Source organism: Polynucleobacter sp. 39-46-10 (genome assembly GCF_002282275.1).
This window is the reverse complement of the sequence record NZ_NCJB01000143.1, coordinates 1-5,781: the sequence shown is the minus strand read 5'-3', so window position 1 is coordinate 5,781 and position 5,781 is coordinate 1. Positions and strand designations below refer to the sequence as shown.

The 5,781-nt window shown below is 44.9% G+C and carries 6 protein-coding genes; all 6 read left to right on the top strand.

The genetic code is table 11. From position 1 onward, the window contains the following. The coding region (locus B7X71_RS10940) for a hypothetical protein (RefSeq protein ID WP_293600743.1) at positions 1 to 734 on the top strand (734 nt) is incomplete at its 5' end. A gap of 293 nt (positions 735 to 1,027) precedes the next feature. Then, the gene (locus B7X71_RS10935; RefSeq protein WP_293599743.1) at positions 1,028 to 2,443 is read left to right on the top strand and encodes a hypothetical protein; all 1,416 of its coding nucleotides are present in this window, start codon (positions 1,028 to 1,030) and stop codon (positions 2,441 to 2,443) included. 22 nt (positions 2,444 to 2,465) lie between these two features. After that, complete coding sequence (locus B7X71_RS10930; protein ID WP_293600742.1) at positions 2,466 to 2,600, top strand: hypothetical protein; 135 nt, start codon at positions 2,466 to 2,468, stop codon at positions 2,598 to 2,600. A 203-nt stretch (positions 2,601 to 2,803) separates the two neighbouring features. Beyond that, a complete protein-coding gene (locus tag B7X71_RS10925; RefSeq protein ID WP_293598740.1) occupies positions 2,804 to 4,027 on the top strand; it encodes a hypothetical protein in 1,224 nt (407 codons plus the stop codon). Positions 4,028 to 4,129: 102 nt separating this feature from the next. Further along, complete coding sequence (locus B7X71_RS10920) at positions 4,130 to 5,068, top strand: GDP-L-fucose synthase (RefSeq protein WP_293598739.1); 939 nt, start codon at positions 4,130 to 4,132, stop codon at positions 5,066 to 5,068. A gap of 82 nt (positions 5,069 to 5,150) precedes the next feature. Further along, positions 5,151 to 5,781, top strand: a 631-nt coding sequence (locus B7X71_RS10915; RefSeq protein WP_363926964.1) for a methyltransferase domain-containing protein, incomplete at its 3' end; no start/stop codon positions are given.

Genomic DNA, 5,781 nt, shown 5'->3' with positions numbered 1-5,781 from the left:
TGGTAAAGCCAGGCGGTAGAGATAGTGATGGATTTGAGGCTGGGGCATTGTTAATTCCAGGCGATGCTAACTCAACCCCGTATCTTGCGCGGCTCAGTAACTATGAGCGCTTGAAAAAATTTGATTTCATTGTCGAATACAGTCGAATTAATTTGGCCAACATTCAGGGAGTTGAGAGGTTTCGCCTTCTTCAAGACAAGCATCTATATATAAGTCCTACGCTTTATAAATTGAGTTGCGCTTCAAGTGATTTTAGGCAACGAAACTTTATCACCATTACTAATTTTGGTAACTCAGAAGAGCCCCGTCGCAAGAATTTTTTAGAGGTAATGCGCGCTAAGGCAATGCCAATCCAAAATATTCAAACATGGTATGAAGATGTTGAGGAGCTTTACGCTCGTACTCGTATTTTGGTCAATATTCGCCAAACAGATCACCATGACACTCTTGAGGAGTTGCGCGTACTTCCTGCATTGAGGTTGGGCGTAATCGTTATTAGTGAGCTCGCACCATACAAAGAGCTCACCCGATACTCTGATTTTATTATTTGGGGAACCCTGGATGAGTTACCTGAAATTATTCGCCATGTTCAAAATAATTATGAGGCTACCTGGAACGCTATTTTTACAACGAGTAAATTTACTCGAAGAATGAGTCGTCTTGAACAGTGCAATCAACTAACCTGGGCGAGATGGTCGAAGAAGATGAATCTTAGCTTGACCTCAAGGAGCTAAATTATATGGAGCTTTCATTTTAAAAAAGTCTGGGAAAGGTTTGGGGTCTTATGATGAAGATACCTTCTGTTCAGCGAACAATTCATTGCTGCAGCGCTCTCTTGAGTAGAATAGTTTTGTGTATAAATCAATGTGAAGAATGAGCAGAAGAGAATTAAGGTGGCAAATGAGACTTTAGGAACAACCTATAAGCATGGCAATCTTCCCCGTGAAGATTTTCCTAATAGAGGCGCTATGAAATGGTTTAAAAAAACGCTATTTAATTACAAATATTTTTTCATGAGTTTTATACGGTGAGCACTCAAAATCCTATTTTAAAAACTGCTTGCGCAGATGGCCCTGTCCAGATTCCAGTGTGGGTCATTGCTTTGCAGTGCGTAACCTTTGTGGTGTTGTACTCGGTTTGGATCTTGCCCGAGATAGCTTCTTGGAGGAATACCTCTCTGGTGCTTGGGGCGGTCATAGGCCTGTATGTGAGCTATCAATATCGTTCTTTACTGCTAAACAAAAGAGCCCTCCCAATTTGGCTTATTGGAATCCTCTTTGTATGGGCTAGCTTTCATTTGCTCTTTCTGTCTCAAAATCCAGCAATCCAGTTGCTCGAATTCAAGGGTATCTGGAAGCGAGCATTTTTAGCTGCAATCTTTGCGCTGGGCCTGGGTCTATCGATCGCAAATAATCTGGAGAGTGTAAAAAGGTGGGCATGGCCCTTGATCTATTTAGGCCTATTGATGCCTACCCTCATCTATTTATTAAAGTGGACACTTACCTTTTATGGCCAAAGTGCCTTTGGGTTTGAACCAGTACCTGCTTTTCTGAGGGTCTATCCGAGCTCCCAGCCCTTTTATGTCCCAAAGACGGATTACGTGGTTTTTTGCTTGCCCACCCTGGCAGTTGCCTTGGGGCAAATTTTGGCTTTATTGCGAGACAGGCGCATGAAATGGGCCCAGTTATTTGTGTATAGCACCTCTATTGCTGCGATATCTTTTGTCTTTTATGGTCAAAACATAAAAAATGGCTTTGTTTATGAGGCGCTACTCTTCATCCTTTTTCTGTTATTCATGGTGCGGGCTTCCAAGAAGAGTTGGTCTCTAACCAAGGTGGGGATCATAGCCGTCATTCTGATCGGAGTCGGTTTTGTGGGGCAAAAGCATATCCAGCAAAATGATTCTTGGTCTACTTTTGCTGCAGATGCCAAAATTGCAGTGCAACTAGATCGTTACCAAGAGTGGAAATTTAATGGTGAAAAGGGTTACCCAGTCAATGAGTTAGGTAAGACAGTATCTGGAACCAACTATGAAAGAATCGCCTGGGGGTTGGTGGGCATGGACCTTTTTCGAGAAAACCTCTTGGGTTATGGGCTAATCGAAAATTCATTTGGGCCGTTGGTCAATAAAAAGTGGCCAGAATCGAGCGTACGTCTAACCCATGCTCACGGCGGCTGGTTGGACCTAGCCCTTGGGCTAGGATTGCCTGGCATCGGTTTAGTTCTTGCCGCCCTAGCTCTTGCGCTAAAGCTCGCTCCTATTATAGCTGCGCCCTGGAGCAGCCTGGGAAGGTGGGTGCTGATATCGACATTTTTGCTATGGTGTACGACCGAAGTATCAAATAACGGGAACTTCGACCCACTCCTTTTTTGGATCACTTTAACTGCCAGCTTGGCACTACGGGTTATCCCTAAACCCAAAACCCAAATCATGAATGCTTAGTGAGCCCAAGGGCGATTGCCCTGTGGCAGCCAGCTTAACTCTAGTTGTGGGCGTGTATAAAAGAGTGTGCGATGTGAGTACGCAACCAATGCAACGGGGTAGCAAGGCAATTTCTAACTTTGAGCCCTTAAAGCCAGTTGGCGCCCTAGGCAAGTGAATGCATTTTTTGGGTTGAGTAATCTGTGAAGGCGATCCTGAAAGCCGGGGGCGGGCCTTGCACAAACCCTGTAAATTAGTCACACCCCACTCAATTGCCTATAAAATCCATAAGCAAGCACTATAATCATCAGAATATGAATATGAATATGAATTTGTAGCTGTAAAACCCCGAATTCACCAGTACTTTACTTAAAAAAGCTTATGAACTCTCCTGATAACGCCTTTAGATCGCCAAGTCGGGATGACATAGCACAAGAGGCAGAAATCTCCCTCCTCGATATTGTCAATTTCTTGGCAGATTCTTGGAAAAAGCTCGCCATTGCAGGGGTCGTGGGTGCGTTTTTGGGCTTAGGAGGCTGGTGGCTCTTGGGTAGCTACTCAGCAGAATATATTCTCCTTAACAACACCAACACCAACACCAACACCAACACCAACACCAACACCAACACCTATGCCCTAGACTTGGTGTCCTGGAAAACGATTCAAAAGAGCTTGCCTAAGCTGGCTGCTCAAGTCGATGCCGAGGGAAAAGCCCCAGAAGGTCAGGAGGGTCTCTACAAATCCTTGGCTAATGAGCAATGGTGGCAAAAAAATGTCATTCCCAGCTATGCGATTTCAAAGGCAGACACCAAGGATTTAGCTGGGATAAGTAAGGATTTGGATGCTGCCTCAACCACTATCTTAAGCTTGACACTCTCCGGTAGCGGCGCAACCAAAGAACAGTCTTTGGAGAACGTTCGCGCCGCAGCCAAGTTCTTACGCACAGGCGGCGCATATCTGCAGATACGTAACATTCTCAACAGCTACGAAGGTGAGACCATTAGCTCGGTGGCCGATATTCAGAAGAGAATCACCACCACCGAAATTGAGATGGGCTACCAGGTGCAGCGTGCCAAGAGTCTTGAGGAGTTGCATAAGCGCTTCCCGGGTGGCGCCAGTGGGGGCAACCAGGTGGTCGATCCCAAGGACTCCGGAGCCAAGTACTTGCCGATCAGCACCCAAATCATTGCGGTTAACAACGACATTAACCAGTCCAAGGAAAACCTCCAGCGACTACGGGACCGCCTCGCACAAATTGCGCTCGTGAAGACCTTTCTAGAGGAGGCAATTCCGATGGCCGAAAAGTCCTTTGACGGCTTGTCCTTGGATGCAGAGTTACTTCAGATTGAGCAAAAGCTACGCACTAAGTTAGTTAAAGACGATATCAAGGGTCAGGAAATTCTCGATCAGTTGCACGCCCAACTCCTGCAGGTCCAGGCCAGATTTACCAAGGGCTTGGAGGCTAACACGGCGCCGACTAGCAGTGGCAAGAAGGGTATGCTCAAGTCTACGGCAGCGGGTTTAGCTGCAGCGTTCTTTCTCATGCTCTTGGTGCTCCTAGGTCAGAGGGTTTGGGTGAATATCAAAAGCGGTGGTGCCAAGTGAGCAGCTGTGGGATGCTCCAAACAAAAGCATTAGAGCGGGATCGGGCATTAGCGGGCTTATCTGTTTAACTATGAAACGTTTGATTGATTTTTGAGATCAGAGATGACTATCCCAAAAGATTCCAAAATATACGTTGCTGGGCATAGGGGCTTAGTAGGCTCCGCCATTGTGCGGCGTTTGGAATCGGGTGGCTATGCCAACTTAGTAGTTCGCACCCACAAAGAATTAGATTTGTTGGATCAAGCTTCAGTGAATGCGTTTTTTGAATCAGAAAAGCCTGAATACATTTTTTTAGCAGCGGCGATGGTGGGGGGAATTCAGGCGAACAACGCTTACCCTGCTGAATTTATCTATGAGAACCTGATGGTTCAAAATAATGTCATGCATGCGGCTCATAAAGAGGGTGCCAAGTGGTTTTGTTTTTTAGGCTCCAGCTGTATTTATCCCCGCGATTGTCCGCAGCCAATTAAAGAAGAGTATTTCTTAAGTGGGCCGCTTGAGAAAACCAATGAGCCCTATGCGATAGCAAAAATTGCTGGCATTGAATTATGTAATGTCTATAACCAAGGCGATGGAACACGTTTTGTGAGTGTGATGCCAACTAATTTATATGGTCCCAACGATCATTATGACTTAGCCAAAAGTCATGTGTTGCCGGCCTTGATTCGTAAAGTGCATGAGGCTAAGTTAAGGGGCAATTCAGAATTAGTGGTGTGGGGCTCCGGAAAGCCTTACCGTGAATTTTTGTATGTTGACGATATGGCGGATGCCTGTATTTTTCTGATGGAAAATGGAATTAGCGGGGGTATGTATAACGTTGGCGTTGGTGAAGATGTGACTATTTGTGAATTGGCCGAAACAGTAATGGATGTGATCGGCTTTCAAGGGAAAATTGTGTTTGATGCCAGCAAGCCAGATGGAACGCCGCGTAAGTTGATGGATGTTGCGCGAATGACGGGCCTAGGTTGGAAGGCAAAAACTTCATTGAATGATGGTATTGCGTTAGCTTATAGAGATTTTTTACAAAGAAGTCACGATTAATACTTACATAAGTTAGATATAAAAAATGGTAAAGACAATTACAAAGTGCCGGATTTGTGGAGGGAATCAATTAACCTCTTTAATGCTGCTAGAGAACCAGGCGCTAACGGGGGTATTTCCTAAAACAAAAACCGAAAAAGTCACTAGTGGAGCAGTTGAGTTAGTGAAGTGCACTAGTTCAAACGGTTGCGGCTTAGTTCAGTTAAGACAAAGCTACGATTTAAGTGAAATGTATGGCCTAAATTACGGCTATCGATCGGGTCTTAATGCCAGTATGGTGAAGCATTTGCATTCAAAGGTAGCCAATATCTTGGGGATGAATCTCCTTCAAAAGGGCGATCTCATTATTGATATTGGCAGTAATGATGCAACTACTTTGAGAGCCTATCCCCAGAGTGAATATGACTTAGTTGGAATTGATCCAACAGGCTTGAAGTTTTCTGAGTACTATCCCAAAGAAATTCTCTTGATTCCAGAGTTTTTTTCTGCGGATGCAGTTGCCAAAGCCTTGGGCGGTAAGAGGGCAAAAGTCATTACCTCTTTTTCAATGTTTTACGATCTTGAAGACCCAATTGCTTTTGCCAAAGAGATTGAAGGCGCCCTAGCAGATGATGGTATTTGGATTTTTGAGCAGAGCTATCTTCCTGCAATGCTTCGTACAAACTCATTCGATACAATTTGTCATGAGCACCTAGAGTTTTATGCGGTTAAAC